Genomic DNA, 26,996 nt, shown 5'->3' on the forward strand with positions numbered 1-26,996 from the left:
TGCACATTCGTCAGACAGCCCGGCGATAATGCATCGCCACCGCTCCGTTACTGAGCGGCTCGGCTGAGATCAGCTCAAGATGCCGGGTGCTGGGCAGTCCGCCTTGGTAAAGGGTGGGTCCGTGGCCTGTGATCATGGGGTGGATGAGGAATTTGTAGTCGTCGATCAGGCCCAATCGGTCCAACTCTGTTGCTAGTTTCCCGCTGCCAACAAGCACCCCTTTGGGAGTCCTGTCCTTAAGCTCCTGAACGGCCGTACCCAGTTGGCCAACCAGCCGATGACTGTTGGTCCAGGGGAAGTCGCTCCGCGTTGTGGAAACGACGTACTTGGCTTTTCCCTCCAACGTGATCGCCCACTCGCGTAGGGCTGGCGGCGCTTCTACTTCGCCACGGGCAACCAAGGGCCAGTAAACCTCCATCATTTCGTAGGTAGTCCGGCCCCAGAGCATTGCGCCGCTCTGATCCAGGAGACGCGTGAAGTGGGCGTGCGTCTCGTCGTCGGCGATGCCCTCCTGATGGTCCACGCAACCATCGAGCGTGACGTTGATGCTGAACGTTAGAAGGCCCATTCGACGATTCTAGGCCTCGAATCGCAATAGCGCACCGGAAATCGGAGGAATGCATAGGGCCAGGAGTGCCAACAATAACGCACCCTCTCAGATACCCTATGGGGGTATACTGTCACCACTGGAAGTGGACGAAGGTGGTGAAGCATCATGAGCAAGCAGCTGTCCCCTCAAGCTCTTGCCGCCTCCCTCGTGCGGGCGTTGCTTCTACTTCTGGTAACGGCCGTCATTGCAGGCATATTCGGAATGCACATCATCAGCGGTCCGCATGGGGCAGGGGGAACGCATGCGTCTCATGCGGCATCACCTGTAGTGAGCACCTCCTCATCCCACCACGCGCACGGCCCTTCTCATGAGGTGAGCGGCGCCTCGGCTGGCGACGATCACGGCACGGAATTTGGAAGCTGCTCCTGCACTCAGGCTGCCGGTTGCATCCCATCCCTCACAACAGCTTCTCTGAGCGCTCCCCCACCCGGCACGACAGGCGAAGTCACCCCTGCATCATGGGAACTGCCCACCATTCTTCCGTCCTGGTCCTACCAACCCCACGGTCCTACACCCGGGCAACTCTGCATCAGCCGCACGTGAGCACTGGGTGGTCCGGTAACAGCCGGGACCGCACATCCATTCACCACCTGCTCACCACCGGGCGACTGACTATCAACGCCGCCCGAAATGCAAAGGACTTTTACTCATGAACAGAACTCACTTCACTGTGACCGGAGCGGCTCTCGCAGCTCTGCTTGCCCTGGCTGGTTGCGCTTCCAACCCCGGCTCCGGTTCCATGCCGGGCATGGACCACGGAAGTTCCGGCACTTCCGTCAGCCCCTCTGCGAACAGCAGCGACGCCGGGCACAACGCCGCAGACACCATGTTCGCCCAGATGATGATCCCCCATCACTCCCAAGCAGTGGAGATGTCCGACGTCATGCTGGCAAAGGCTGACATCCCCGCCTCGATTACCGACTTGGCCGTGAAGATCAAAGACGCGCAGGCACCCGAAATAGAGAAGATGACGGGTTGGCTGAAGAGCTGGAACGTGCCTGTCATGGGATCTTCCGGGCATGGCGGCCATGGCATGGACGGCATGCTGAGCGAGGCGGACCTGCAGAAGCTCAGGGATGCCCAGGGTGTTGAAGCGGCCAAGCTCTTCCTGACGCAGATGATCGCGCATCACGAAGGTGCTGTGACCATGGCCAAAACCGAGATAGCCCAGGGCAAGAACCCGGAGGCTGTCCAGCTAGGCAAGGACATCGTCACGGCGCAGGAAGCAGAGATTCGGGAAATGCGGGATCTGCTGACCGGACTCTAACCTCACCGTCTGGTGACGCAAGGGCTCGACGGCGGGAGGTCGCCGTCGAGCCTTTGCGCGCCGTCCGGAAGTCGACTGTTATGCAGCGGCCGACGCGAAGTGCCGAGCGCCTAAAGCGTGTCTGGATCAACAATTGTCGTCGGGTAAGGCTTGCCCGGCCTGAGAGGGGAGATACTGACGATCTTCCAGCCTTCCCCGGATTTTGCCAGTTCAACTTTTTGGTCGTAGACGTAGCCTTCGCTGGGGCCTTGCACGCCGTGCACCGGACCGTGTTCCAGCTGTGTCTGCTCCGAAATCTCTATGTTGGCGCCGGCATCGGTGATGGTGAATTTCTTGACGGTGATCTCCGAGCCGCTGTCCGTCAAAAGGACGCCATGGGGAGCAATCGCGTCCCTGCGTTGGTGGAGCTGTCCGTACTCCAGCTCAATACGATCGACTGCGTCCGGCACAAAATCCTTGCCGATGTCTTCCTTGGCGGAAGAGAAGCCACTGACCACTTGATGGTTCCTGCGGTCGATCGCCCGCTCAATGAGGGCCTGGACAGCGGCCTTCGCTTCCGCATCCGGCTGCGGGGCTGGCGCTGCACACGACGTCACGGCAAGCAATGCAACTACCGCAACCATCGTGATTCTTTGCTGCCTGGTCATGACCTGCCACCCTTCACACGACTCCCGGGAATCGCCTCCCCCACATGCAAAGGCTGGTGGCAACGTAGCATTTCGTCCGGGTCGAAACCAGATCCGGCCGGGAAGGGCGAGTTTTTGTACACGTAATGCCCCTAAGAAGCGCTCTTAAGGGCATTACGTGTACAAAAACTCCAATGGTTAGCGGCTGCTGCCCGCCAGCAAACCCCGGCGCTGCAGCAGTCGCTTCTCGATCGGCCCGAACACCAGGAGCTCGATCAGGATGCCTACGAACAGGATCAGCAGGATCGCGGACATCACAATGGTCATATCGGAGAGCAGTCGACCCTGATCCAGCAGTGAGCCCAGCCCGAAGCCGATGGTGCCGCCCACTGCGATGATTTCGGCGGCCATGAGGGAGCGCCAGGAGAAAGCCCAGCCCTGCTTCAGCCCACCGATGTACCCGGGAAGCGCGGCGGGCAGGACAATCTGCAAGGCCATCTGGAGCCGGTTCGCGCCAAGGACTGTGCCCACGCTGCGGTACTGCGGCGGGATCTGGTCCACACCGGAGATGAGCCCGTTGATGATGGACGGAATAGCGCCCATGAACACCACGAAGTAGACGGTGGCGTCGGTCAGGCCGAACCAGATGATCGCAGCGGGAACCCATGCCACGGACGGCAAAACCTGCAACCCGGAGATCAGAGGCCCGAACGCACGGCGCAAGGGAGCTACCTGAGCCAGGATCAACCCCACGGGAGTAGCGATGACCACGGAGATCAGGAAGCCGATCACACCACGCTGCAGCGAAGTCCACACCGCTTCCTGGACTTTGCCTTCGCCCCACATCGTCACGAACTGGGTGAGGACGTCAAGGGGCCCGGGAACGAGGTCGCGCCGTTTGAATCCAAGGGAGACATAGAACTGCCACGCGAGGATAAGCACCACAAGTGCAGCGACGGGCAGCAGCACGCGCTTCCATTCGATGCCGGCCTTGCGCCCACTGTCGGACTGGAGGTTGTCCAGACCGGCTTCGAGGTCCCTGAGTTCCGAGGCGTTGCCCTTCAGCGACGGCGAAGTGATGTGCTCTTTGGAATCTGTCACGGGAAGGGTCCGCTCTTCGGTGGTGATGGGGTTACTTGGCATGGCGGCGGATCTCCTCGCGAAGACGGCGGGTAATGACACCGGTCAGCTCCCCGGCACGGCCGGCATCGGTACGGTGTTCCTCGGTGACATCCCATTCGGCCACCACACGGCCGGGACGTGAGGACAGCAGCAGCACGCGCTGACCCAGACGAACAGCTTCGCGCACGTTATGGGTGACGAACACGATGGTCCGGCCCGTTTCCTTCCAGATCCGCTCAAGCTCGTCGTGCAGAAGATCGCGGGTGATCGCATCAAGGGCTGCAAACGGCTCGTCCATCAGCAGCAACTGCCGGTCCTGGGCCAGTGAACGGGCCAACGCAACGCGCTGCCTCATGCCGCCGGACAATTCGTGCGGGCGCTTGTCGCCGGCGCCACCAAGGTGGACCAGTTCCAACAGTTCGGTAGCGCGTTCGCGCCGGCTCGCCTTGGTGCTGGACTTGTCCGCCAACTGCAACGCCAACTCAATGTTCCCGCGTGCGGTCAGCCACGGGAACAGGGCCGCGTCCTGGAACATGAAGGCAGCGCCGTCGCTGGGTACTTCAAGAGCGCCCGACGTCGGCGGTTCCAGTCCCGCCATGATGTTCAGCAAGGTGGACTTACCGCAGCCGGACGCACCGAGGAGGGCGACGAACTCGCCTTGAGCGATGGTGGCGTTGACGTCGTCCAGCACCGGGGCGCCGTCGCCGAAGCGCTTGCCCAGGTTCTCGAGTACGACTGGCATGGTCCCGTCCTTCGTGTTGATTGGTAAAGCTGATGCGGCCAAAAGCCGGCCCGCCTCCCCCGTGTGAACCGCAAGGGGAAGCGGACCAGCCCGTTACTGCTTAGTCCTGGCCAAGACCTGCGGCTGAGGTCTTCTTGCCTTCAACCTCGTTCAAGGTGCGGAGATCGAAGATGCCGTTGATGTCGGCCTGCTGGGTTGTCCCGGCTTTCACACCGTCTTCCAGCAGCTTGTTGTACGTTCCGGCCAAGGGGTCTGTAGTGAACTTGATGTTCTGGAGCGCCCGCTCAATCACGTTGGCCGGAAGCGGCTTGCCTGCCGTGTCCTTCAGGACCGCGTTGATGGTGGTCGCCTTCTCCTCAGCCGAGGCCGAGTTGAGCCAGTTCACGGATTCAACGTGACCCTTCAGGAGAGCCTTCACGGTTTCCGGGTGTTCCGCGGCGAACTTCTTATTCACGATCAAGATGGTGGTGGTGAAGTCACCGTTTTCCCACAGGTCCTTTTCATCAACCAGCACCTTCGCTCCTGCTTCAAGCACCAGGCGGGAGGCCCACGGCTCAGGCAACCACGCGCCGTCGAGCTTTCCGTCCTGGAAGAGCTTCAGTGACTGGGCGTTTTCGGTCGGGTTGATGTTGACGTCGCCGCTGCCATCAGTGTTGGTCTTGAAACCTTGATCGCCCAGCCAGGCGCGAAGGGCCACGTCCTGGGTTCCGCCAAGCTGCGGGGAGCTGAGGATCTTGCCCTTGAGGTCGGCCGCGGAGTTGATCTCCGGCTTGACCACCAACTGCGCACCGCCCGATGCTGCACCGGCGATGATGCTGATGGACTCGCCCTTGCTCTTGACGAAGGAGTTGATGGCCGGGTTCGGGCCAATGTACGTGGCGTCGATGGCGCCGGCGTTCAAGGCTTCGATCGCTGCGGGGCCGGCATTGAAGACCTGCGTGCTCAGCTTGGTATCGCCGAGCTCCTTGGCGATCAGGCCCTTGCTGGTGCCTACCAGCGCCGGGCCGTGCGTGACGTTGCTGAAGTAGCCGAGCTTCAGCTCAGCAGCCGGGGACGTGGTGGGTGCCGGCGCGGCCTGGTTGTTCTGCGAAACAGCGGAAGCAACCGCGGCGCCTGCACCGATCAGCAGCACCAGGCCCACGGCCAGCGCGATCTCCACAGTGCGACGACGTTTGGGTTTGGGCGCGGTCTCACCGGCGACGATGCGGGTGGTGCCGGAATCGGGTTTCTGTGACTCGGGGGTGTTCGACATGAGGGTGGGTCCTTATGAATGTGGGATGCGAAGTGGGGGCGAAGATCAGGCCCCGTGACATCGCCCGTCGAGGGCAAGCAAGGACCATTCCGGAGAGGTCATGCCTTCACAGTAGGGACTGTCATATTTCGGCTTCAATCCCGTAGAAATCAAGGTTCACGCAGGTTCACGTGGCGTCATATTCGCCGCGAGGGCTTCAATGTCGCGCGGAGTTGTGCGGCAGCAGCCACCTATGAGATGGGCGCCCCGGTCCTGCCAAACGGCTGCGTTTCCAGCCAAGGTTCCGGTGCCCTGAACGCCCTCCGACGGACCCCACGTTTTGGTCACGGCATCGTACGTTTCACCGGAATTCGGGTAAGCCACCAGCGGCTTGTCGGAGGACTGCTGGAGAGTGCCCAGCGCGTCCGTCACCAGTTCCAGCGGCACACAATTAACTCCGACGGCGGCCACCCGCGGTTCCGCGCGCAGCAACGCCGCGACGTCCGCAAGGGGCGTTCCGTCACTGATGTGACCGCTGTCCCGCAGCGTAAACGTAAACCAGGATTCGACGTCGAACTCTGCCACGAGCGCCAACAGCGCCTCCGCTTCGGCGAACGACGGCAGCGTCTCGCACGCCAGGAAATCCGCGCCGGCCTCCACCAGCGCCGCGATACGCGGGCGGTGGAAGTCCCGGAATTCCGCGGCAGAAAGCGTGTAATCACCGCGGTACTCGGAGCCGTCGGCAAGGTAGGCGCCGTAGGGGCCCACCGATCCGGCCACCAGCAAAGGGCCGTTCGCAGAACCCTCCGCCAAGGCTTCCTGGCGGGCTTCGTCGGCCAGCCGGACGCTCAACGCCACCAACTCCAACGACTCATCAACGGACAAGCCCCGCCGTGCAAAACCTTGCGGAGTGGCCTGGTAGCTGGCCGTGATGGCCACAGAGGCACCGGCGTCGAAGTAGTCGCGGTGGACCTGCTTGATCAGATGCGGCTTCTCCAGCAGGACCTTGGCAGACCACAACGCGTCTTCCAGGTCGCAGCCGTGCGCCTCGAGTTCAGTGGCCAGGGCACCGTCCAGGACCAAGTCCTTGCCGGCGGCCAAGTACGTGCTGAGCGTGGTGTTTTGTGGCATGGGTCCTTCCCCAAAAAGAAAACCGCAGCTTGTCCGAAATTCCCGCCGTACAACGTGAGGAGTCGCGAACAAGCTGCGGTTTTGTGACTACGTGTGACCCTAGATGACGTAACGTTCGTCTTCGTGGTCGCCCGGGTGGTCCTTGACCAAGCCGGCGGCAAGGGTGTTGCCGTCGATGGGGTCGATCACCAGGAAAGCGCCGGTGCGGCGGTGGTGCAGGTAGTTCTCCAACGGCAACGGAGCAGAGAGCCGAAGCTGTGCGTGTCCGATGTCGTTAAGTTCCAGGTTGGTCGCCGGCTCAACGTTGAACGTGGCGAGGTCCAGCTTGCCGGTGACGTTCCGGACCAGTGCCTGGACCGTGCGCGTACCGTGCTTCACCAGGACCTTCTGGCCCTCACGCAACGGCTTCGGCGAGAGCCAAGCCAACGACGCATACAGGTCTGCAGTGCTTTCGCGGACCGTACCGGCAGCGGCGATGGTGTCGCCACGGGCGATGTCGATCTCGTCAGCCAGACGAACAGCCACCGACTGCGGTGCTGCGGCCTCGTCCAACGACTGGCCGGCGAAGTCGATGCCGATCACCGTGGTGGTGCGCGGTTCGTGGCCCGGGCTGATGACACTCACTTCGTCGCCAACCTTGACCGACCCTTCGGTGATCTGGCCGGCGTAGGCACGGTAATCGCGGTATGCCTCCACATCGAGCCCGGCAGCAACAGCATCCGGAGCCAAGGCACCCTGCGGACGGATCACCAGCTGGACCGGGAAGCGGAAGCTCTCCAGTTCGGCCTCGAGCTCGTCAGCGGCCGGGAGGGTTTCGAGGACCTCCAACAGCGCAGGACCGGTGTACCAAGGGGTGCGCTCGGAGCGGTCCACCACGTTATCGCCATCAAGGGCGGACACAGGAACCACCAGCAAGTCAGCAACACCATCGGAACCCAGTCCGAGCTCGCGGGCAACCTTCTGCACATCGGTCTCGATGTCGCGGAACACCTGCTCGCTGAACTCCACCAGGTCAATCTTGTTCACGGCCACAATCACGTGGGCAACGCGCAGCAGCTGTAGAACGGACAGGTGACGACGGGTCTGCTCCAGCACACCCTTGCGGGCGTCAATCAGTACGACGACGGCATCCGCAGTGGACGCGCCGGTCACCGTGTTCTTGGTGTACTGAACGTGGCCGGGGCAGTCCGCCAGGATGAAGCTGCGGCGATCGGTGGCGAAGTAGCGGTAAGCGACATCGATGGTGATGCCCTGCTCGCGCTCAGCACGCAGGCCGTCGGTCAGGAGGGCGAGGTCGATCCCGCCCTTTTCGCCTCCGAAGCCACGGTCCGCAGAGGTGCGGGCAACGGCGTCGAGCGTGTCAGCAAGAATCGCCTTGGAATCGTGAAGGAGGCGACCCACCAGAGTGGACTTGCCGTCGTCCACCGAGCCGGCAGTGGCGAAACGGAAGAGTGTTGTGGGCAAGGCTGTTTCCAACCCGGCTGCCAGTGTTTCGGTGCTCATTTAGAAGTAGCCGTCCTTCTTGCGGTCTTCCATGGCTGCCTCGGAGATGCGGTCATCTGCTCGGGTGGCGCCACGTTCGGTCAGGGTGGAGGCAGCGACTTCAACAACGACGTCGGCCACGGTGCGCGCATCGGATTCCACAGCACCTGTGCAGGACATGTCCCCCACCGTGCGGTAGCGCACCAGTTTGGTGATGACTTCCTCGTTGGGCAGCGGCTGGGAGACTTCGCCCACCGCGCGCCACATGCCGTCGCGGGCGAAGACTTCGCGCTCGTGGGCGTAGTAGAGGCTGGGGAGCTCGATGTTCTCGCGCTCGATGTAGCGCCAGATGTCCAGCTCGGTCCAGTTGCTGATGGGGAACGCACGGACGTGCTGGCCCACCGTGTGGCGGCCGTTGTACAGGTTCCACAGTTCAGGACGCTGGTTGCGCGGATCCCACTGGCCGAATTCGTCGCGGAGGCTCAGGATGCGCTCCTTGGCGCGGGCCTTGTCCTCGTCGCGGCGGCCGCCGCCGAACACGGCGTCGAACTTGTTGCGCTGGATGGCGTCCAACAGCGGAACGGTCTGCAGCGGGTTGCGGGTGCCATCGGCTCGCTCAGCCAGTTCGCCGCGGTCTATGAACTCCTGGACCGAGCCCACCACAAGCTTCAGGCCAAGACGCTCAACAGTGCGGTCCCGGAAGTCGATGACCTCCGGGAAGTTGTGGCCTGTGTCCACGTGCAGGACCGGGAAGGGAACCTTGCCCGGCCAGAACGCCTTCGTGGCCAGGTGCAGCATGACCACGGAGTCCTTGCCGCCGGAGAACAGCAGCGCAGGCTTCTCGAACTCGGCGACGACCTCACGGATGATGTGAATGGCTTCGGACTCGAGGGTGTCCAGGCTGCTCAAACGCTCGGCTGAGGGTCCGCCGTGCCCGCTTCGCGATGTCCGCCACGCCGCGGCGGACCCCTCAGCCTCACTCTGCAACTGGTTCAACTCGAGGTCCTCGCTGGTTGTTTGGGTGCTCATGTGTGTAGTCCGCATTCTGTCTTGTCGGAACCTGCCCAGCGGCCGGCGCGGGGGTCTTCACCCGGGGCAACCTGGCGGGTGCAGGGCTGGCAGCCGATGGACGGGTAGCCCTGGCTCAGGAGGGGGTTGACGGGAAGGATGTTGTCCTCGGAGTACTCGATCAGCTGGTCGAAGGTCCAGTCGACCATCGGGTTCACCTTGACCAGGCCGAAGCCCTCATCCCAGGTGACAACCGGTGTGTTGGTACGTGTGGGGCCCTCGTCGCGACGGACCCCGGTGAACCACACCTCGTAGCCGGCCAGTGAGCGGCGCAGGGGCTGGACCTTGCGGAGGGCGCAGCACTGTGCAGGGTCGCGGGCGAACAGGTCCTTGCCAAGCAGTCGGTCCTGCTGTTCCACGGTGGTTTCCGGGAGGACGTCCACCACGTTGACGCGCAGATTCGCGGCAACTTCGTTACGGGTGTCGTACGTTTCCTTGAAGTGGTAGCCGGTCTCCAGGAACAAGACGTCGACGCCGGGAAGCTGGTCCGCGACCAAAGCCGGAAGGACGGCGTCGGCCATGGAGCAGGCCACCGTGACGGTGGGCAGCTCAAAGTTGCGGGCCACCCAGGCGATGGCTTCGGTGGCGGAGGCGTTCCAGCCGAGCTCGGCGGCCCCGGCCTCAGCAAGTGCCTTGAGCTCTTCATGGGAACGCAGTGCCGGCCGGGCTGCCGCAGCGGCGAGGTTGGTGATGGTGACGGGATCTGTCATTGGAGATCTCCTTCATCGGCGGAGTGTGCCCACTCAGCGAAGGTCTGGCCCTCGGCGCCAACGGCGACGAACTTACGGACCACACGCTCCACGTAGTCGGGCAAGTCTTCCACGGTGACCTTGAGGCCGCGGACCGTACGTCCCAGACCGGCTTCCTCGCGCTCATTGTTGGCCAACCCGCCACCGAGGTGGACCTGGAAACCCGGGGTGGGGTCGCCGTCCGGCGTTGGCAGCATCATGCCCTTCAGGCCGATATCGGCCGTCTGGATGCGTGCGCAGGAGTTGGGGCAGCCATTGATGTGGAGGGACAGTGCCGACGGCAGCTCCTTGGTCTCCACGAGGTCGGCCAGGCGGCGTTCCAACTCGGCGATGGCCGTAGCGGCCGTGACCTTGGTTTCCACGATGGCCAGCTTGCAGAATTCAATGCCTGTGCAGGCAATGGTGCCGCGGCGGAACACGGACGGCCGGGCGGAGAGGCCCAGGGTGTCCAGTTCGGCGATCAGGGGTTCCACCTGCTCCTTGGCGACGTCCAGGATGACAAGCTTCTGGTGCGGCGTAGTGCGCAGGCGGTAGCTGCCGTGCTTCTCCAGAGTGTCAGCCAACTGAACCAAGGCCTCGCCAGAGGTGCGGCCCACAGTCGGGGTGACGCCGATGAAGAACTTGCCGTCCTTCTGCTCGTGGACGCCGATGTGGTCACCCGGAGCGGTGGGCTTGGGAGCGGCGGGGCCGTCCGGAAGCTTGAAGCCGAGGTATTCGTCTTCCAGGATCTGGCGGAACTTGGCCGGACCCCAGTCGTTCATGAGGAACTTCAGTCGGGCCTTGGTACGCATGCGGCGGTAACCGTAGTCGCGGAAGATGCTGGTGACGCCCAGCCACACTTCAGCGGCGACGTCGGCCGAGACGAACACACCGAGGCGTTCGGCCAGGCGGGGGTTGGTGGAGAGGCCTCCGCCAACCCAGAGGTCGTAGCCGGCGCCGAGTTCGGGGTGGACAACTCCCACCAAAGCGAAGTCGTTGATCTCGTGCACCACGTCCTGGGACGGGTGGCCCGTGATGGCGGTCTTGTATTTGCGCGGCAGGTTGGCCAGCTCGGGGTCGCCGATGAAGCGTTCGGCGAGCTCGTGGATCAGCGGCGTGGGGTCGATGATCTCGTCTTTGGCGATGCCCGCAACCGGGGAACCAAGAATAACGCGGGGAACGTCGCCGCAAGCCTCGGTGGTGGACAGCCCGATGCCCTCGAGGCGGCGCCAGATCTCCGGCACGTCTTCAACGCGGATCCAGTGCAGCTGGATGTTCTGGCGGTCCGTCAGGTCGGCAGAGCCGCGGGCGAAGTCCACGGAAATCTGTCCGATGACGCGCAGCTGTTCGGTGGTCAGCGCACCGCCGTCGATGCGCACGCGGAGCATGAAGTACTTGTCTTCGAGCTCGTGCGGCTCAAGCGTTGCCGTCTTGCCGCCGTCGATCCCGGGCTTGCGCTGGGTGTAGAGGCCCCACCAACGGAAGCGGCCGTGAAGGTCCGTTCCGTCGATCGAATCGAAGCCCTCTTTGGAGTAGACAGACTCGATGCGCTCACGGACGTTCAGTCCGTTGTCTTCCTGCTTCCAGGTTTCGTTGGCGTTCAGTGGCGCGGTGCCGTCAACCTTCCACTGGCCGTGGGGCTTGGCGGCAGGGCGGGTGCGCGCCGGACGCGAGGGAACTGCGGTGTCCGAGGACGCACCGGCTACAGCTGTATCTGTCATACATCGACTGTAGGTCTGGCCAGATTTCGCCAGCAAAGGTCCGGAAATGCTAAGTCACCTAGGGAAACATTTCGTCACGAACACGCCAGCGGCCTTGTCCGGAGGGCCTGTTTTGTGCAGGTCGATTTGGCCCCTTTTCCGCGTGAATAAAGGTTAGGAGAGCCTTTCCAACACTGCGTCGTACCGTTCCAGCGCGATCTCCGCGAGCACCTTTGACGGCAGCAACGGAGCCGCGACAACGTCCGCGCCGGCCTTCGCCAACTGATCGTGGAAATAGCCTGTCGCCAGCAGGTACGAGGCAATGAAAACCCTGCCTGCTGGTCCGCTCGGTCCGCTCGGCTCGGCGGCGAGTTCGGCACGCAAGGAGGCGACGCCGTCGGGCACTGTTGGCTGGGCGCTGGCACCATAGGCCACCCGCACCTTGTTCGGCAGCAGCTCGGCGAGCAGTCGCGCCTGCTCTTCCGAATCAACCGAGCCGTCCGGAAGGGACGATCCCGCGGCAGCCAGCAGGACGCCGTCGTGCTCCTGCAGCCCCGCCGCGCGCAAGTGTGTGGCCAACAACTCAGCGAGCCGCGGGTCCGGACCCAACGGCCGGGCGGCCACTACCTCCGGGCGGGTCTTGATTGCCTTGGGCACGTCCACCTTGATGTGGAAGCCGGTGGACAGCAAAAGCGGGACGACGACGGCGGCAGTCCCCTCGGGCAGGCCCTCCACCACGCCGCCCAGCTCGGGTTCCTGGACGTCGACGTATGCCTCAACCACGCGCAACCCGGGACGGAGGGCTTCAATTTCCGCCATTACGCGACGGATGGCGGCCTGCCCTTCGGCGTTCCGGGTTCCGTGGGCGCAAGCGATCAAAACGGGGCTGTTCATGGGAGCTAGCGTAACGTTGAGCCAGCATCTATTGAGAGTCGTATCCAGAAAGAACCCGTCCACTTGATTTCCATCGACATCGTCCTCCTTTGGCTTGACCTGGTTGGCGTGTTCTTCTTCGCGGTCTCGGGATCCCTGCTGGCCGCCCGCAAACAGTTCGACATCGTTGGCTCCGTGCTCCTCGGCTCCATTGTTGCCCTTGGCGGCGGCGTGATCCGCGACATCGTCATCAACGTCGGTCCCCCGATTGCCTTCACAAATCCCGCCTACCTGGCTCCCCCGCTGCTCGCTGCGATGCTGGTCTACTTCCTGTTCTCCTCGGTCCAGCGTTTCACGTCCCTGTTAACACTGTTCGACGCCGGTGGGCTGGCTCTGTTCTGCATCACCGGAACGCTGAAGGCCCTGACTGCCGGAATGAACCCCGTGGCCGCGATCCTGCTCGGTGTCACCACCGCGGTGGGCGGAGGCCTGCTGCGCGACATTACGGCGAACGAAATTCCTACGCTGTTTAACGCCCGCGATCTCTATGCGCTTCCGGCGTTTGTGGGGGCAGGCCTCACCACCCTCCTCTGGCATCTGGGTACGTTCACTGGGCTCCATGCGTGCGTTGTGGCAGCCGTTGTTTTCGCCTTCCGCGTGACGGCCTGGCGACGCAGCTGGCACGTACCCCTGGCCGTTCGTGGCTGGCACCGCCCCGGCGCCGGCCCGGGCGCAATTTCGGGTGCCCGGGATTAGCTAGGATAAGTACATGACTGACATGTTCCTCGAGAAGTTCCGCGCGCTGGTCCCAAAGTATCTCGAGGATGAATGGCAGGAAGAAGACGGCCTCACGCCCGACGAACTGGACGACGCCCTCTCCGATCACACGTTCACCATCCCGCTGGTCCTGCGCGAGTTCTACCTCGCAATCGGTGGCTGCGAGGACCTCATGGAGGCGTACCACTACTTCTGGGACCCCGAGGAACTCGAAGTCGATGACGAAGGTTTCCTCATGTTCCTTGAGGATGAAGACGAGCAGTTCACCTGGGGCTTCCGTACCGCCGACCTCAGCATCCCGGACCCCATCGTCTGGCGCCGCAACAACGCACGCGGCCAGTGGAAGAGCGAGGAAGGCACGTTCTCCGAGTTCGTGTTCGACATGTTCGAGTGGGCCTTCAACGACGACGAAGACTAATTCCCCTGGGGCCTCCGTGGCTTCCTGACCCTGTTAGAACGACTTTCAGCCCCTATGCACCCTCTATTGGTTGCATAGGGGCTGTTCTGTGTTCAAAGAAGGTCAGGACGCCACGGAGTTTGAGGTTAAAAGGAATGGCCCCGGTTCGTTGCAACGTTACGAGTCATACGCTGCACCGAACCGGGACCACAATCTCCGTTCGCATCAGACCCACCGGAGGCATTTAGTGGATCCGTGAATAGCTTATGACAACCCTGTCACATATGCAACTTTCCAGGTCAATGTATTTTTTCGCATCCCGTGATCGATTTACAGCAACGTTGAGTTATCCACATAACGACGAAATGCCTATCCCGGACCCCGGCAAGCACGGCAACCATGGCCAGATGGACCTCGTCGAATTCCTCCGTCTCCGACACGGAGTCGCCCGCACACTCGACCTGCAACGAGCTGGATTCACTGAGCGAAAGCTGGCTGCCGCGATCGAGTCCGGGCTGGCCACCAGGTTGAAACGCGGCGTCTACGCTGCCAAGGGGGCAGACCCGGACGTCGTTGCAGCCTTTCGACTGAATGCCAGACTGACGTGCATCTCGGCAGCGAGGTTCTACGGACTGTGGCTGCTTCATAAGCCGCAAGACCTCCATCTCAGCTGCGGCAACGGTGTTCCCGCTCCGGCAATCATTGATCACACCTCCTGCGCCCATCCCCGGCACCCTTATCTTCCGGTTGCTGGTGTGGCCGATGTGCTGCTGCATGCTTTGAGGTGCCGGCCTGAGCTCGAGTCACTGGTCTTGGTTCAGAGTGCCGTAAGTCAGGCCCTGCTGGGCACTGACTTTCTCAGGTCAAGACTTCCCGGGAACCGGAATGGACGGGCCCGGCAGATACTCGATCTGGTCTTGCCTCGGGCAGACTCCTTACTGGAAGTCTTGGCGCACACCCACTTTCGGCGGGCCGGACTCCTGGTCCGCATGCATGTTCAGTTGCCCGGCGTCGGCGAAGTCGACTGCCTAATCAACGGTTTCCTGGTCATCGAACTCGACGGCGGCACTCACTTGGAAGGCAGGCAGGTGAAGAAGGACCAGTACCGGAACAATGCGAGCATGCGAGGCGGCTTCCTTGTCCTTCGCTATTACTACTCCGACGTCGTTCACCATCCGGAAAAGATGGTGGCTGAGGTGCTTGAAGTCCTGAATAACAGGGAAGCCGGGCGTTTCGGACCGTCACGCTGGACGCCAAAGTGGGTACCGGCGTCGTGATGTGAGCGGAAAGTGTGGCGTCCTGACCCTCTTTGGGACCACAACAGCCGCTATGCAACCCAATGAGGGTGCATAGCGGCCGTTGTGTGCTCAAACAAGGTCAGGAACCAACGCAAAACCTAGCTGCTGCGGTCCACCACGGCATGCGCGAAGTTGGTCAGCGAGGCCTTCACCACTCCCTCGGGCAGCGGGGCCAGGGCGGCGACGGCTTCCGCGGACCACTGGCGGGCGATCTTCCAGGACTCGTTGGTCACCGGGTGCTCGCGCAGTCCGGCCACGGCCTCAGCCAGGGCGGCGTCGGAAGACAGGTCACCGTCGATCAATTCCAGGAGAGCAGAGGCCGAGGCATCTCCTGCAGCGGCGTCACGGCGCAGCAGCAGCACAGGCAACGTGGGCACGCCTTCGCGGAGGTCGGTCCCCGGGGACTTGCCGGACTTGACCTTCACACCGGTGACATCGATAACGTCGTCGGCGAGCTGGAAGGCAACGCCCACCTTTTCGCCGTATTCAACCAGCAGGTTCTCGTAGGCTTCATCGGCGCCGGCAAAGATCGCACCGAGCTGCCCGGATGCGGCCACCAAGGACCCGGTCTTGTCCGCGATGACGGACAGGTAGTGGTCCACGGGATCTTCGTCTTCGCGCGGGCCCACGGTTTCGTGGAGCTGGCCGAGGCACAGGCGTTCGAAGGTTCGTGCCTGGATGCCCAAAGCGCGGGAGCCGAGCTCGGACACCAAAATGGAAGCACGGGCGAAAATCAGGTCACCGGTGAGGATGGCCACCGAGTTGCCCCACACTTCATGGGCCGTGGGAGCGCCGCGGCGGAAGGGAGCGGAGTCCATTACGTCGTCGTGGTAGAGCGTGGCGAGGTGCGTAAGCTCCACAACTACCGCAGCTTGGACAACCTCGGGACGTGAAGCATCGCCGAGGTGGGCACACAGCAGGGTGAGCAGGGGGCGGATCCGCTTGCCACCGGCTTCAACCAGGTGACGCGACGTTGCATCAGCCAGGGGGTCGGAGTTGGAGATGGCTTCGCGGAGCTTCTTCTCCACCCGGGCGAGGTTGGTGGTGATGGCAGGACCCAGCTCCGGATCTCCGGCAATAGCGGCAAAACCGGCTGGCAGTTGGAGTCCCGTTGCGATCGCGGTGGTGTTGGGAGCAGGCTCAACAGCCTGCGGCAAGCCGTGCCCGGCATGAGTCCAGCTGTGTTCGGCAGAGTTCGTCACGGGTTAACCCTAACTAGTTGGTGCGGAAACCGCGGTGTCGGAGCCTGCCGGCGTCAGGGCACGGGCAGAGGAAGTGTTGGACGTGGCCGGAACCAGCATCTCGAGGACCCGGATGACACGGTCTTCGAAGCCCTTCGCGGCGGGGTCGGTGAGGTTGGCGAGCATCCGGACCACAAAGCGCATCAGCACAGGAATCGGCATCCCGGTTCGCAGGGCGAGCTTCATCACGGCAGGCTTGCCGATCAGGAATGCGAAGGCCCGACCCAGCGTGAAGTGCGATCCCCACTGGTCCCGCACGTAGTCCGCGTACCGCGAGAGGTGCGCGTCGGCGTCGTGCGTTGACCAACCGGCTGAAGCCGAACGCGCGGCACCGTCGATCAGGAACTCTGCCGCGAACCGCGCGGACTCCATGGCGTAGGAGATGCCTTCGCCGTTGAACGGGGACACCATGCCACCGGCGTCGCCCAGCAGGAGCAGCCCGGGTGAGTAATGCGGGGTGCGGTTGAAGCCCATGGGCAGCGCGGCGCCGCGGATCTCCCCCACCTGGTTTTCAGGGCTGAAGCCCCATTCCGTGGGCATACCGGCGGTCCATTCGCGCAGAACCTGTTTGTAGTCGAGCTTGCCGAACTCCTTGGAGGAGTTCAGGATGCCCAGGCCCACGTTGGAGGTGCCGTCGCCAACACCAAAGACCCAGCCGTAGCCGGGCAGCGGCTTGCCGGATTTGCCGGGAAGTTCCAGCCAGCCTTCCATCCAGTCGTCGTCATGGCGGGGGGACGTGAAGTAGGTACGTACGGCGACGCCCAGCGGACGGTCGTCGCGCTTATGCATCCCCAGCGACACGGCGGTTCGTGTCGAGTTGCCATCTGCGGCGAGGACGACGTCCGCATGGAAGTCGCGCGTTTCACCCGTCTTGCGTCCGGACTCGTCAAGGATGGACGCCCGTGCGCCGATGACGCGACCGTCGTCGGCGGTCAAAGCGGAGGTAACGCTGTGGCGTTCAAGAACGACGGCGCCAGCGGCCTCGGCGTGCCGGGCCAAAGATTCATCGAAGCCTAGACGCGTGCGGATCAGGCCATACGTGGGAAAGTCGGAAACCTCGGGCCAAGGCAGTTCAATGGTGCGCCCGCCGGCGATGAGGCGGAGGCCCTTGTTCCGGCGCCACCCGTCCTCCACAGCGTGGGACAGCCCAAGCTTCTGGATCTCGCGGACGGCGCGCGGGGTAAGGCCATCGCCGCACACTTTCTCACGCGGGAAAGAGGTCTTTTCCAGCACCGTGACGTCGATGCCCGCCTGGGCGAGGTAATACGCGGCGGTGGACCCGGCCGGGCCCGCGCCAACAATCAGTACTTTCACGTCGTCCTAAATCAGCAGGCGGTACGGGGTCAGCCGGCCTGTTGGCGCGGCTTGATCTGGCGGCGAAGCTTGGCCACGGGAACACTTTCGCGGTGCTCGGCGGGCTTCTGAGCACGGTGCACGGCGACGATGCCGCCGCTGAGGTTGCGGTAAGTAATGTCGGTCCAGCCGGCGTCGCTGAGCCACTGCGCCAAGTGGTCCTGGTCCGGCCAGGCACGGATGGACTCGGCGAGGTACACGTAGGCGTCCGGGTTGGAGGAAACCTTGGTGGCGATGGCCGGGAGGGCGCGCATCAGGTACTCGGTGTAGAGGTTGCGCCACAGCGGCACTACGTGGTGCGAGAACTCGGCAATGACCAGGCGGCCGCCGGGCTTGGTGACGCGCAGCATTTCCTCGAGTGCCTTGCGCGGTTCAACGACGTTGCGCAGGCCGAAGGAGATGGTGGAAGCATCGAAGCTGTTGTCCGCGAACGGCAGGTTGGTGGCGTCACCGGCGATGAAGTCGATATCCGGGCGACGGCGCTTGCCGACCTTGAGCATGCCCAGGGAGAAGTCGCAGGCCACAACGTCCACGCCTGCGTCTGCGTACGGTTCGCTGGAGGTGCCGGTGCCGGCAGCGAGGTCCAGGACCTTCTGGCCAACCTTCACGTCCACGGCATCAACCACGATCCGGCGCCAACGCCGTGTCTGCCCCATGGACAGGACATCATTCACGACGTCGTATTTTGGGGCGACATCATCAAACATCGTCGCAACTTCGTCCGGACGCTTTTCCAAGGATGCTCGGTTCACCCTGTAATTGTCTCAGACATTCAGCCGACTTTGCTGCGCTGTAGAAGTCGGCTCAGATTCTGGTTGTCCTCGGGAGTACTGTTGTTCCATCATGACGAGCACGCTCCGCACCTTGACAGTCCCCCTCGATGTTGAATCATCCTCCGGGGGGCTGCCGTCGTTTCTGGTGCGGGACGACGTTCTTTGCTGGTCGCGCCGCGAGGCTGGATTGGTGGGGTACGGCGAGCTGACCCGCTTCAATGCCACCGGGCCCGAGCGTTTCCTTGAGGCCGATATCTGGTGGCGGCACCTCATTCTTGAGGCCGAAATCACTGATCACGTGGAGCTTCCCGGTACCGGCCCGGTGGCTTTCGGCTCGTTCGCCTTCTCCAAGACCTCCCCGCACGTGTCCCGTTTGATCCTCCCGGAGCTGGTGGTGGGAATCCGCGATGGCCGCGCCTGGGCAACCCAATTAACGTTCGACGACGCCGCCCTCACCGAAGCGGGCGTCCTCGCCTCCGTGCACCGCTGGCTGACTGAACGGGAACCGAACGGTGAGGATCCAGCGGCAGGAGGGTCCGGCGTCGTGCCCTCAACTGAGGTGATTGCCGCAGACGGTTCCGCCGGCCACCTCAGCCATGGTTCCCTCAGCGAGGCCGCGTGGATGCAGGCAGTGTCCAACGGCGTGGAGGAGATCCGCGCCGGGAAACTGGAGAAGCTGGTGTTGGCGCGCGACGTCGTCGCGAACCTTCCGGAGGGCGTCAACGCTGCGGAGGTACTTCGCCAGCTCGCCGCAAGGTACCGCGAATGCTGGACGTACGGCGTGGACGGTTTGGTGGGCGCAACGCCAGAGATGCTGATTCAGGTGGAGGGCCGCACCGCACAGGCCCGTGTGCTGGCCGGAACCCTGGATCGACGTGACGCTGACGGCATGGACGGCTCCCCCATGGAATATGCGGAGCGTGTCCTGGCTGGATCCGAGAAGCAGCGGCATGAGCACGAAATTGCGATCGATTCGCTGACGCGACAGTTGGCTCCCTTCTCGGAAGCGATGAACTCGCACAGCGAACCTTTCATTCTTGAGTTGCCCAACGTGTGGCACCTGGCCTCCGACGTGAAGGCAGAGTTGGCGGACATCGAGGGGCACGTGCCCACGTGTTTGGCCCTGATCAATGCCCTGCATCCCACAGCGGCCGTGTGCGGAACCCCGACGCTGGTGGCCGGCGCGTTGATCCGCAAACTCGAACACCTGGACCGGGGCCCGTACGCCGGGCCGGTCGGTTGGCTCGACGCCGCCGGCAACGGCGAATGGGGTATAGCGCTTCGCGGCGCGGTGATCGAGGACGCCAACACGGTGCGCCTGTACGCAGGGTGCGGCATCGTCGAGGGCTCCCAGCCGGAAGCCGAACTGGCGGAAACATGGGCGAAATTCCGGCCGATGCTTGAGGCGCTGGGTATCCGCCGCTGAATCTGGGATTCCAGACAGATCCCTCTCGGACATGGTTGATAAGTGCGTAGACTTGTTATCCAATAGTGAAACTTCGTTTCCTGTGATGCACATCTCACGTTCGGCGCTACACTAAAACCGACTCAGTTCAGCATCCACCGCAACAAAAGGTAAACAACATGCAGATCTCCCGTTCGGTTCTGTCCGGCACCAAGATTGCCGCTGTGCTCGCAGCCGGCGCACTGGCCCTCACCGCCTGCGGTGGCTCGTCCACCCCGGCTGCCACGGACGCCTCCGGCCTCAAGCTCATCAACGCCGGCAAGCTCACTGTGTGCTCGGACGTTCCTTACGAGCCCTTCGAATTCCAGAAGGACGGCAAGATCGTCGGCTTCGACATGGACATCGCAGCCGAGCTCGCCAAGGACGTCAAGGCCGAACTCAACGTGGTGGACAGCTCCTTCGAAGCAATCGAGACCGGCACCGCCCTGACCGGTTGCGACGTGTCCATCTCCTCGATCTCCATCACCGACGTCCGCAAAAACGTCATGGATTTCTCCACCCCTTACCTGGATGACGACCTGACCCTCGTGGCCACCTCGTCCTCCGGCATCAGCAACATCGACGGCGCCAAGGGCAAGAAGGTAGGCGTCCAGCAGGCCACCACCGGTGCCCAGTACGCCAAGGACAAGGGAATCGACGCACAGCAGTTCGAGGATTCCGGCCTCCTGGTCCAGGCCCTCAAGGCCGGCACCATCGACGCCGCAATCGGCAACCAGTCCGTCCTGGGCTACGCCATCAAGGACGACTCCAACCTCAAGCGCGTTGAAGACTACGCAACGGGCGAGAAGCTGGGCATCTCCATCAAGAAGGGCAACACCGCCATGACGGACGCCGTGAACGCCACGCTGAAGCGCATCACCGACGACGGCTCCCTCAAGAAGTTCGAGACCACCTGGTTCGGCGAAGCCACCAAGTAGTCCGAGCCCAGGCTCCCCCAGATCCACGCAGGCGGGCCCCGAAACGACACGTTGTTTCGGGCCCCACCTGCGCAACATGAATGTGAGAACCCCATGGCAATGACTGCACGTCAACGAGCCAAAGTCAGTTTGTACGTCCAGGCCGGAATCTTCGTCGTGGCCGTGGCCGCAGTGATCCTCGCTGTGGACTGGAAGACGATTGGCACCAGCGTCTTCAACTTCTCCAAAATCGGGCCGATGTTCCCGGACATCTTCCTGGTGGGCCTCAAAAACACCCTGATTTACACGTTCCTCGGATTCGTGGTGGGCTTGTCCGGCGGCCTTCTGCTGGCCCTGATGAAGCTCTCGTCCTTCCCGCTGTACCGCTGGCTCGCAACGGGATATATCGAGTTCTTCCGGGGTGTTCCCGCACTGCTGGTCTTCATCGCCTTCGGCTACGGCGTTCCACTGGCCTTCGGAATCCAATGGGACGTGAACATCATCGTGATGGTCTCGCTGGGTATGGTGGCAGCGGCGTACATCGCTGAAACCCTCCGTGCAGGCCTCCAGGCCGTACCCAAGGGCCAAATGGAAGCAGCCCGTTCCTTGGGCATGCCGCAGTGGCGGGCCATGGTTTCGATCGTCATCCCGCAGGCTTTCAAGATCGTCCTGCCGCCGCTCACCAACGAGATTATCCTTCTCACCAAGGACTCCTCGCTGATCTACGTCCTGGGTCTCACAGCGTCCCAGTACGAGCTCACCAAGTTCGGGCGCGACGGCATCTCCAGCCTCGGAGCCGGCCTGACGCCGCTGCTCGTGGCCGGCGCCTTCTACCTGGTCATCACCATCCCCTTGAGCCTCCTGGCACGGAAGTTCGAAAGCCGCTCCGCGCGGACGAAGCGATAGGCAGGACAGTCATGAATAACTCCACTGGGAGCACGTCCGGCGTTCGCGCTGCGGGCGTCGACATCAAAGACCTTCGCAAGTCCTACGGCAGCAACGAGGTCCTCAAAGGGATCTCCCTGACCGTTGAACCTGGTCAGGTAGTTTGCTTGATCGGGCCCTCGGGCTCCGGCAAGTCCACCCTCCTTCGCTGCGTTAACCTGCTCGAGCAGCCCAACGCCGGCACCATCAACGTGGGCAAGTTCGAGGCCACCGACCCCGACGTAGACCTCAACAAGATGCGCCAAAGCGTTGGAATGGTGTTCCAGCACTTCAACCTGTTCCCGCACCTCAGCGTCCTGGACAACTGCACCATCTCGCAGACCAAGGTCCTCAAGCGTTCCAAGTCCGAGGCCTCGGACGTAGCGCGCCACAACCTGGAGCGCGTTGGCCTGGGACACCTCGCCGACCGCTTCCCGGACCAGCTCTCCGGTGGCCAGCAGCAGCGCGTAGCTATTGCCCGCGCGCTGTCCATGGACCCGCAGCTCATGCTTTTCGATGAGCCCACCTCTGCCCTCGACCCCGAAACCGTGGGCGATGTCCTGGCCGTCATGCGCAAGCTGGCACAGGAAGGCATGACCATGCTGGTGGTGACCCACGAGATGGGCTTTGCCCGGGAAGTGGCCGACCGCGTGGTCTTCATGGATGCCGGTGTTGTGGTCGAAGAAGGGCCGGCGGAAAACGTCATCAGCGCCCCCACCCAGCCCCGCACCAAGGAATTCCTGCGCCGCGTCCTGGATCCTACGCACATTGGTGTGGAGGAAGCCTAGCTCCTTCGCTTTGCTCCGCCGACGGGCGGGCGGCACTCCTTTTGTGGGTGTTGCCCGCCCGTTTTGCGTTGGGTAAGGCGCGGACGGGTTTAGCCATCCCGGGCCGGGCTTAGCCGGCTGTCAGGACCTGGCCCACAGCAGCCGAAATGGCCTCCTTGATCCGGGCATGGAGCGCCCGCAGGCCCGTCCGGTCCACGCTCACCTCCACAATGGTGCGTCCCTTGAGCGGCGCCCTGAGCGCCGAGGCAAGTTCCGCCGTCGTACTTACCGCTTGATGTCCGACGCCGTACGCCGCCGCGAGTGCCGCGATGTCCACTGAGTGCGGGGTGCCAAACAAGCGTTCGACGGCGGTGCCGTAGGCACCTGAGTCCTCCACGGCGCCGTGCTCAAGGAGGCTGAAGATCGCCCCGCCGGAGTCGTTGAGCACAACGATGCGCAGATCCGGCACAGGTTCACCGTGGCCGAGGAGCAAACCCCCGGCGTCGTGGAGGAAGGTGACATCGCCCAGAAGGACCGTGGTTTCGCGTCCGCTGCCCAAGGCAATGCCTGTGGCTGTGGCGATGGTGCCGTCGATGCCGGCGAGGCCGCGGTTGGCGTAAACACTGGCAACCGGTTCGGGGTGGGGCTGTCCGGCGAGGTCGACGTCGCGGATGCCGTTGGAGGACCCGAGCACCAGCTGCCCGCGGGAATGCTCCCAAACCGTGGCGCCGACGGATGGGCCGCTGGCAAGGGTCTCCCCCGCGAGCACTCCATCCAAGCCGTGTTGGGCGGCAGCGCCGGCGAGGAGCCAGGAATCCAACCATTCGGTTGACCCGCGGCCGGCGAATTCTGCTAGCTCGGGAAGGGTTTCGATGGGCACTTCGCGGCGACGGCCGGCTTCGTACCAAGCAACAGGAACGGGCTGGTAGATGGCTGTCTCTACTGATTCGCGTGCCAGCAAGGCGGCCACGGGACGGGACAGAGTGGCGCGGCCAAACAAGACCACACGTTCGATCGGAGATGCTGATTGGGGCCCAAAGTGCTCCAGCAACACCCGGTACGGTCCCACTGCATTCGGGCCAAAGCGTGCATTGGACGACGGCTCGGCTAGCAGTGGCAAGCCATGGGCGCGGGCGAAGGCCTCCGCCACAGGGCCAGCGTCATGACCTGCGAGGACCACGGTGCGTCGCTCAGCGAGTTCTCTGGATGCTTCCGGGAGAACCAGTGCCTGGGGTCCGGCGTCGTAATGAAACACGCCATGTCCCCCAGCCGTCGGAAGCGCGTCACCGTCGGCTGGCACCAAGGGGTCGCGGAAGGCAAGGTTCACTTGGACGGGGCCGGGCGGGGTGTCCTCGAGGGCACCGGTTGCTGCGTACAGAGCCGTGGCAACGGCTTTTTGGGGATGGTCGCCGGCGGGAACGTCGACGGCGAATCTCACGTGATCGCCGAAGAGGTCCAATTGGGTGGTGGTCTGGTTCGCCCCGGTTCCATGGAGTTCTTCCGGGCGGTCCGCGGAAATGACCACCACGGGAACGGCCGAATGGTTGGCTTCCATGACGGCCGGCAGGAGGTTGCCAACAGCCGTGCCGGATGTGGTTACCACGGCAACAGGGGCCTCGGTGGAAAGTGCCAGGCCGAGCGCGGTGAATCCGGCGTCGCGTTCATCGATGCGCACGTGCAGCCGGACGCGGCCCGAAGCTTCTGCTTCAGCGAGGGCGTAGGCCATGGGTGCGGAGCGCGAACCCGGCGCCACCACCACGTGCCGCACACCGCCGTCGAGCAGTGCCGTAACGGCGATCCGGGCGGCACCAATGGATGTCAGAGAGTCCTGGGAAGTCACCGTTCCAGTCTATTGGCGCAGGCGAGCCCTCAATGTTCTCTCACATCCCGGCCCACATCGGACATCCCTCTCTCACATCCCGGCCCACATCGGACATCCCTCTCTCACATCCCGGCCCACATCGGACATCCCTCTCTCACATCCCGGCCCACATCGGACATCCCTCTCTCACATCCCGGCCCACATCGGACATCCCTCTCTCACATCCCGGCCCACATCGGACATCCCTCTCTCACTAGGGTGTCGCCGTTGTTCCGCACCCCGGGCGCTACCAGTTGGGGCGCAAGCTGCCAGGAACGCGGGAGGTGAGAGAGCGTCCGGCCCAAACACGCGGGAGGTGACAGAGCGTCCGGCTCAAACACGCGGGAAGTGATAGAGCGTCCGGCCCAAGCACGCGGGAGGTGAGAGAGCGTCCGGCCCAAACACGCGGGAGGTGACAGAGCGTCCGGCTCAAACACGCGGGAGGTGATAGACCGTCGGGGAATACAAAGTGCTCCCCCACCCGGCAACCCGGGCGGGAGAGCACTCGTCATGCGCAAGGTACAAGAACCTACTTACGGAAGACCTGCACCACCGAGGGGCGGGGAGCCCGCGCTGCACCCGCAGCGGGCGCAGCTCCGGCCGGGACGTAGTCCGGGAAGAAGGAGTTCTGCGCCGCGAACGAGCCATCTTCACCTGGGTGCTGGACGGCAACGAACACTGTGCGCTCTTCGTCGTGGATGATCGGACCACAGGTTTCAGCGTCGCGGGGAACGGCAAGGAACTGCTCAACCTTGCCGCGCTCCGGTCCCTCAAGGGTGACCTTGAACAGGCCGTCGGCGTAGCCAATGGTGCCGGGGGCGCCGTCAGTGGAGATCCAGAGGTTGCCCACGGAGTCGAAGGCAACGTTGTCCGGGCAGGAGATCGGTGAAACCTTGTCCGCCGGGAATCCCGAGAAGTACGTGGAGGTGTTCTTGGCTGGGTCACCGGCCACCAGCAGGAGGTTCCAATTGAACTTGGTGCCTGTCTGCTCGCGGCCCTCGGTAATCTCCACGACGTGGCCGTCACGGTTGAGGGTGCGCGGGTTGACCTCCGTAGCGCCTTCCTTGCCCGGCTTGCCGCGGTCCGTGTTGTTGGTGCAGGCCACGTAGACCTTGCCGGTACGCGGGTTGGGCTCAACATCTTCGCAACGGTCCATCTTGGTAGGCCCAACCTTGTCGGCGGCCAGGCGGGTGTAGACCAGGACCTCCGGAACAGTCATGCCGGGAACTGCGGAGGTGCCGTTGACTACCAGGGGCAGCCATTCGCCGGTGCCGTCGAAAGCGCCATCGGCGGGAAGCTTGCCGGTGCCGTCGATGTCGGCAGGCGAATCGCCCGTGAACTTGGCAACGTAGAGGTCACCTTCGGAGAGCAGGTTCATATTGTTCTTGCGGGCCTCGCGGGAGTCCCCGGCTTGGTACTTGCCCTTGGAGACGAACTTGTAGAGGTAGTCGAAGCGCTCGTCGTCGCCCATGTACGCCACTACCTTGCCGGACGGGGCAACAATGACGTTGGCGCCTTCGTGCTTGAAACGGCCCATGGCGGAGTGCTTCTTGGGAGTGGAGGTGGGGTCGAACGGGTCAACTTCAACAATCCAGCCGAAGCGGTTGGTCTCATTGGCGTAGCCCGGGTTGCGGGTGTCGAAGCGCGGCTCGTCGAGTTCCCACTGGCGGGTGGTCGGCTTCGCCGAAATTCCATAGCGCTTGTCGCCATCGCTGGTCCCCGGGGCAGCGAAGTAACCGTTGAAGTTTTCTTCGCCGGAGAGGATGGTTCCCCAGGGGGTGGTTCCACCGGCGCAGTTGCCCAGCGTGCCCTTGATCCAGCGGCCTGCCGGGTCATCGATCGTCTTGACCAGGTTGGTACCGGCCGCGGCGCCCGTCAGTTCGTAGACGGTGTCCGTGAGGAATCGACGGTTCAGGGGTGCTCCCTGGACGTAGTTCCACGGCTTGTTCTTGTTCTTGCGCTCGAGCTCCACCACGGCAAGGCCATGCCCTGCCCGGCCGATGGCACGTGCCTCTTTGGGGTCGAAGCCCTCGGGCAGCATGATGTTCTCGTTGGTGTACTCGTGGTTGCTGAAGAGCACGGCACGGCGGTCCTTGGAACCCGGGATAGGCAGGATGTCCGTGTAGTCGTTGTTGTACCCGAACTGGCGGGCCTGGGCTGCGGCAGTCTGCGCGTTGAGGTCGAAGGCAGGCGAGTCGGCAAAGAGGGGGTCGCCCCAGCGGATGACCGGCTTCCAGTCGAAGCCCTCGGGCACGGTGAAGGCGTCCACCGCTGCGTCTACCGGCTTGATGGCAGTGAACTTGAGCTTGGACTTGTCGAAGCCCTTCTTCGCGGCATCGGAGAGTCCGTTTCCAGGGTCGGCTACGGCGGTCTCCCCACCGGTCACGGCACCACCGAGCACGATGGCGAGCGCTCCTGCGGCACCGAGGCCTAGGGCGGCACGGCGGGACATGGCTGTAGAAGCAATGTCGCGGAAGTAGCCGTTGGCGCTGGTGTTGCAGACATCGCCAGAGCAGGCGTTGTCGCACTTCAAAGCACAGGTAACCGCGCTTCGCTTGCCCTTGGTGTGGCCGAGCATGGGGAGCAGCGGAAACGTGCGTCCGGTGGTTTCAGACATGGGGAAGACCTTCCAGAGATGTACGAGGTTCCCGCTGAGCCTTTCAG

24 protein-coding genes are annotated in these 26,996 nt (G+C 63.3%); 8 read left to right on the forward strand and 16 right to left on the reverse strand.

The annotated features are described in order from the left end of the window. Positions 1 to 10 precede the first annotated feature (10 nt). A complete protein-coding gene (locus QEH68_RS15670; RefSeq protein ID WP_280623327.1) occupies positions 11 to 568 on the reverse strand; it encodes a dihydrofolate reductase family protein in 558 nt (185 codons plus the stop codon). A gap of 691 nt (positions 569 to 1,259) precedes the next feature. Here QEH68_RS15670 and QEH68_RS15675 point away from each other — a divergent pair. Next, positions 1,260 to 1,877 (forward strand): DUF305 domain-containing protein, encoded by a 618-nt coding sequence (locus QEH68_RS15675; protein WP_280623328.1) that lies wholly within the window; start codon positions 1,260 to 1,262, stop codon positions 1,875 to 1,877. A 110-nt stretch (positions 1,878 to 1,987) separates the two neighbouring features. Here the strand turns inward: QEH68_RS15675 and QEH68_RS15680 are convergent, their stop codons facing one another. From QEH68_RS15680 to QEH68_RS15725, 10 genes are all read right to left on the reverse strand, one after another. After that, a complete protein-coding gene (locus QEH68_RS15680) occupies positions 1,988 to 2,524 on the reverse strand; it encodes a hypothetical protein (protein WP_280623329.1) in 537 nt (178 codons plus the stop codon). Between the two features lie 177 nt (positions 2,525 to 2,701). Beyond that, positions 2,702 to 3,646 (reverse strand): ABC transporter permease, encoded by a 945-nt coding sequence (locus QEH68_RS15685; RefSeq protein ID WP_207594347.1) that lies wholly within the window; start codon positions 3,644 to 3,646, stop codon positions 2,702 to 2,704. Further along, positions 3,636 to 4,367 carry an ABC transporter ATP-binding protein gene (locus QEH68_RS15690; protein ID WP_207594348.1) on the reverse strand — a complete coding sequence of 244 codons (732 nt, stop codon included), beginning with the start codon at positions 4,365 to 4,367 and terminating at the stop codon, positions 3,636 to 3,638. Before QEH68_RS15690 ends, QEH68_RS15685 begins: the two co-directional genes overlap by 11 nt. Positions 4,368 to 4,467: 100 nt before the next feature. Further along, on the reverse strand, positions 4,468 to 5,619 hold the full coding sequence (locus QEH68_RS15695) for an ABC transporter substrate-binding protein (RefSeq protein WP_207594349.1): 1,152 nt from the start codon (positions 5,617 to 5,619) through the stop codon (positions 4,468 to 4,470). A gap of 156 nt (positions 5,620 to 5,775) precedes the next feature. Next, entirely contained in the window at positions 5,776 to 6,729 is a 954-nt protein-coding gene (mmuM, locus tag QEH68_RS15700; RefSeq protein WP_280623330.1) for a homocysteine S-methyltransferase, read from the reverse strand. A 99-nt stretch (positions 6,730 to 6,828) separates the two neighbouring features. Next, positions 6,829 to 8,232 (reverse strand): GTP-binding protein, encoded by a 1,404-nt coding sequence (locus tag QEH68_RS15705; protein ID WP_089595925.1) that lies wholly within the window; start codon positions 8,230 to 8,232, stop codon positions 6,829 to 6,831. Beyond that, positions 8,233 to 9,240 (reverse strand): sulfate adenylyltransferase subunit CysD, encoded by a 1,008-nt coding sequence (gene cysD, locus QEH68_RS15710; RefSeq protein ID WP_280623331.1) that lies wholly within the window; start codon positions 9,238 to 9,240, stop codon positions 8,233 to 8,235. Beyond that, entirely contained in the window at positions 9,237 to 9,989 is a 753-nt protein-coding gene (locus QEH68_RS15715; protein ID WP_207594352.1) for a phosphoadenylyl-sulfate reductase, read from the reverse strand. The genes cysD and QEH68_RS15715 overlap by 4 nt, the downstream gene beginning before the upstream one ends. Then, on the reverse strand, positions 9,986 to 11,728 hold the full coding sequence (locus QEH68_RS15720) for a nitrite/sulfite reductase (protein WP_280623332.1): 1,743 nt from the start codon (positions 11,726 to 11,728) through the stop codon (positions 9,986 to 9,988). Before QEH68_RS15720 ends, QEH68_RS15715 begins: the two co-directional genes overlap by 4 nt. Before the next feature lie 153 nt (positions 11,729 to 11,881). Then, positions 11,882 to 12,664: a CbiX/SirB N-terminal domain-containing protein gene (locus tag QEH68_RS15725; RefSeq protein ID WP_280623333.1), complete on the reverse strand. Its 783-nt coding sequence runs from the start codon at positions 12,662 to 12,664 to the stop codon at positions 11,882 to 11,884. Here QEH68_RS15725 and QEH68_RS15730 point away from each other — a divergent pair, their 5' ends adjacent. The 3 genes from QEH68_RS15730 (at position 12,665) to QEH68_RS15740 (ending at position 15,031) form a co-directional block, all read left to right on the forward strand. Beyond that, positions 12,665 to 13,336 carry a trimeric intracellular cation channel family protein gene (locus QEH68_RS15730; RefSeq protein ID WP_280623334.1) on the forward strand — a complete coding sequence of 224 codons (672 nt, stop codon included), beginning with the start codon at positions 12,665 to 12,667 and terminating at the stop codon, positions 13,334 to 13,336. 13 nt (positions 13,337 to 13,349) lie between these two features. Then, on the forward strand, positions 13,350 to 13,775 hold the full coding sequence (locus QEH68_RS15735) for a hypothetical protein (RefSeq protein WP_280623335.1): 426 nt from the start codon (positions 13,350 to 13,352) through the stop codon (positions 13,773 to 13,775). Between the two features lie 386 nt (positions 13,776 to 14,161). Next, entirely contained in the window at positions 14,162 to 15,031 is an 870-nt protein-coding gene (locus tag QEH68_RS15740) for a type IV toxin-antitoxin system AbiEi family antitoxin domain-containing protein (protein ID WP_280628026.1), read from the forward strand. 119 nt (positions 15,032 to 15,150) lie between these two features. Here QEH68_RS15740 and QEH68_RS15745 read toward each other — a convergent pair whose 3' ends face one another. The 3 genes from QEH68_RS15745 to QEH68_RS15755 are packed head-to-tail and all read right to left on the reverse strand — an operon-like array spanning position 15,151 to position 18,398. Further along, positions 15,151 to 16,254: a polyprenyl synthetase family protein gene (locus tag QEH68_RS15745; RefSeq protein WP_280623336.1), complete on the reverse strand. Its 1,104-nt coding sequence runs from the start codon at positions 16,252 to 16,254 to the stop codon at positions 15,151 to 15,153. A 9-nt stretch (positions 16,255 to 16,263) separates the two neighbouring features. Beyond that, complete coding sequence (locus QEH68_RS15750; RefSeq protein WP_280623337.1) at positions 16,264 to 17,607, reverse strand: geranylgeranyl reductase family protein; 1,344 nt, start codon at positions 17,605 to 17,607, stop codon at positions 16,264 to 16,266. Positions 17,608 to 17,636: 29 nt separating this feature from the next. Then, positions 17,637 to 18,398, reverse strand: a complete 762-nt coding sequence (locus QEH68_RS15755) for a demethylmenaquinone methyltransferase (protein ID WP_280623338.1) — start codon at positions 18,396 to 18,398, stop codon at positions 17,637 to 17,639. Positions 18,399 to 18,489: 91 nt separating this feature from the next. Between QEH68_RS15755 and QEH68_RS15760 the strand changes: the two genes are divergently transcribed. The 4 genes from QEH68_RS15760 to QEH68_RS15775 all read left to right on the forward strand — a co-directional run bounded on the left by QEH68_RS15760 (position 18,490) and on the right by QEH68_RS15775 (position 22,492). Next, positions 18,490 to 19,845 carry an isochorismate synthase gene (locus QEH68_RS15760; RefSeq protein ID WP_280623339.1) on the forward strand — a complete coding sequence of 452 codons (1,356 nt, stop codon included), beginning with the start codon at positions 18,490 to 18,492 and terminating at the stop codon, positions 19,843 to 19,845. 158 nt (positions 19,846 to 20,003) lie between these two features. Beyond that, positions 20,004 to 20,801, forward strand: a complete 798-nt coding sequence (locus QEH68_RS15765; RefSeq protein ID WP_207594360.1) for an ABC transporter substrate-binding protein — start codon at positions 20,004 to 20,006, stop codon at positions 20,799 to 20,801. Positions 20,802 to 20,894: 93 nt separating this feature from the next. After that, positions 20,895 to 21,686, forward strand: a complete 792-nt coding sequence (locus tag QEH68_RS15770; RefSeq protein ID WP_089595937.1) for an amino acid ABC transporter permease — start codon at positions 20,895 to 20,897, stop codon at positions 21,684 to 21,686. Positions 21,687 to 21,697: 11 nt separating this feature from the next. Beyond that, a complete protein-coding gene (locus tag QEH68_RS15775) occupies positions 21,698 to 22,492 on the forward strand; it encodes an amino acid ABC transporter ATP-binding protein (protein ID WP_207594361.1) in 795 nt (264 codons plus the stop codon). A gap of 109 nt (positions 22,493 to 22,601) precedes the next feature. Here QEH68_RS15775 and menD read toward each other — a convergent pair whose 3' ends face one another. Together menD and QEH68_RS15785 are read right to left on the reverse strand one after the other, a co-directional pair. Then, positions 22,602 to 24,311, reverse strand: a complete 1,710-nt coding sequence (gene menD / locus QEH68_RS15780) for a 2-succinyl-5-enolpyruvyl-6-hydroxy-3-cyclohexene-1-carboxylic-acid synthase (protein ID WP_280623340.1) — start codon at positions 24,309 to 24,311, stop codon at positions 22,602 to 22,604. A 550-nt stretch (positions 24,312 to 24,861) separates the two neighbouring features. Further along, a complete protein-coding gene (locus tag QEH68_RS15785; protein WP_280623341.1) occupies positions 24,862 to 26,949 on the reverse strand; it encodes a PhoX family phosphatase in 2,088 nt (695 codons plus the stop codon). Positions 26,950 to 26,996: the final 47 nt, after the last annotated feature.

The organism is Paenarthrobacter sp. OM7, from assembly GCF_029873575.1.
Lineage (GTDB): Bacteria > Actinomycetota > Actinomycetes > Actinomycetales > Micrococcaceae > Arthrobacter.

Coding starts and splice junctions, on each gene's coding strand:
- QEH68_RS15670 (WP_280623327.1), bottom strand. CDS start 568: ATGGGCCTTCTAACGTTCAGCATCAACGTCACGCTCGATGGTTGCGTG.
- QEH68_RS15675 (WP_280623328.1), top strand. CDS start 1,260: ATGAACAGAACTCACTTCACTGTGACCGGAGCGGCTCTCGCAGCTCTG.
- QEH68_RS15680 (WP_280623329.1), bottom strand. CDS start 2,524: ATGACCAGGCAGCAAAGAATCACGATGGTTGCGGTAGTTGCATTGCTT.
- QEH68_RS15685 (WP_207594347.1), bottom strand. CDS start 3,646: ATGCCAAGTAACCCCATCACCACCGAAGAGCGGACCCTTCCCGTGACA.
- QEH68_RS15690 (WP_207594348.1), bottom strand. CDS start 4,367: ATGCCAGTCGTACTCGAGAACCTGGGCAAGCGCTTCGGCGACGGCGCC.
- QEH68_RS15695 (WP_207594349.1), bottom strand. CDS start 5,619: ATGTCGAACACCCCCGAGTCACAGAAACCCGATTCCGGCACCACCCGC.
- mmuM (WP_280623330.1), bottom strand. CDS start 6,729: ATGCCACAAAACACCACGCTCAGCACGTACTTGGCCGCCGGCAAGGAC.
- QEH68_RS15705 (WP_089595925.1), bottom strand. CDS start 8,232: ATGAGCACCGAAACACTGGCAGCCGGGTTGGAAACAGCCTTGCCCACA.
- cysD (WP_280623331.1), bottom strand. CDS start 9,240: ATGAGCACCCAAACAACCAGCGAGGACCTCGAGTTGAACCAGTTGCAG.
- QEH68_RS15715 (WP_207594352.1), bottom strand. CDS start 9,989: ATGACAGATCCCGTCACCATCACCAACCTCGCCGCTGCGGCAGCCCGG.
- QEH68_RS15720 (WP_280623332.1), bottom strand. CDS start 11,728: ATGACAGATACAGCTGTAGCCGGTGCGTCCTCGGACACCGCAGTTCCC.
- QEH68_RS15735 (WP_280623335.1), top strand. CDS start 13,350: ATGACTGACATGTTCCTCGAGAAGTTCCGCGCGCTGGTCCCAAAGTAT.
- QEH68_RS15740 (WP_280628026.1), top strand. CDS start 14,162: ATGGACCTCGTCGAATTCCTCCGTCTCCGACACGGAGTCGCCCGCACA.
- QEH68_RS15760 (WP_280623339.1), top strand. CDS start 18,490: ATGACGAGCACGCTCCGCACCTTGACAGTCCCCCTCGATGTTGAATCA.
- QEH68_RS15765 (WP_207594360.1), top strand. CDS start 20,004: ATGCAGATCTCCCGTTCGGTTCTGTCCGGCACCAAGATTGCCGCTGTG.
- QEH68_RS15770 (WP_089595937.1), top strand. CDS start 20,895: ATGGCAATGACTGCACGTCAACGAGCCAAAGTCAGTTTGTACGTCCAG.
- QEH68_RS15775 (WP_207594361.1), top strand. CDS start 21,698: ATGAATAACTCCACTGGGAGCACGTCCGGCGTTCGCGCTGCGGGCGTC.
- QEH68_RS15785 (WP_280623341.1), bottom strand. CDS start 26,949: ATGTCTGAAACCACCGGACGCACGTTTCCGCTGCTCCCCATGCTCGGC.